The organism is Streptococcus pluranimalium (genome assembly GCF_047785745.1).
Classification (GTDB): Bacteria; Bacillota; Bacilli; order Lactobacillales; family Streptococcaceae; genus Streptococcus; species Streptococcus pluranimalium_B.
Genome location: NZ_JBLOJT010000220.1, coordinates 1 through 740, shown reverse-complemented (window position 1 = coordinate 740; position 740 = coordinate 1). Strand labels below are relative to the sequence as shown.

The following is a 740-nucleotide window of genomic DNA, read 5'->3' as shown; positions in this document are numbered from 1 at the left end:
CATTGCTCAGGACTTTGAGACCAGACAAATCGTCACTGTACTTGAGGACAATAAACAAACCACGATTAAGAACTTCTTCTACAAATTTCCCAGAAAAGTTCGTGAGACGGTTGAAGTTGTCACTGTGGACATGTCTGGTAGCTATATTCCTATTATCAAGACCTTCGCTCTCTTATTTTTAGGCTCAGGCTGAAACAGTCCACTGGACTCTTTCACTCCCAAAAGCACGTATTGTCCTTGATCGCTTTTACATCATCCAACACCTAAGCAGGGCTATGATGGCTACGAGAATTGCCATCATGAAGAGCTTTGAAACGCAATCACTTACTTACCGTGCGATGAAGAATCACTGGCGAATCTTACAAAAAGATAGTCGCAAACTATCTCTGGAGACATTCTATTCAAGGACCTTTAGGCAAACCTTACCCCCTCGGAAAGTTGTTCAGAAAACTTTACCTTTCCCTGATGAACTGCACTATTATTATGACCTATATCAACTATTACTGTTTCATTTTCAAGAGAAACAAGCTAGCCACTTTTTTGACTTAATCAAGGAGCATCTGGAGACTGTGAATAAAGAGTTTCGAACGGTCTTCAAAACTTTTTTTGAAATACAAAAGCTATATTATTAATGACTTAGAACTTCCCTACTCTAACGCGAAGCTAGAAGCAACCAACAAACTCATCAAAGATATCAAACGACAAGCTTTTGGATTTCGGAAGTTTAAAAACTTTAAGAA

Annotated in this window: 1 pseudogene; it reads left to right on the top strand. The window is 38.8% G+C overall.

Features of this window, described 5'->3' with window-relative positions:
* A pseudogene (locus tag ACMZ6U_RS10615) lies at nucleotides 1-740 on the top strand (transposase); the annotation flags it as partial.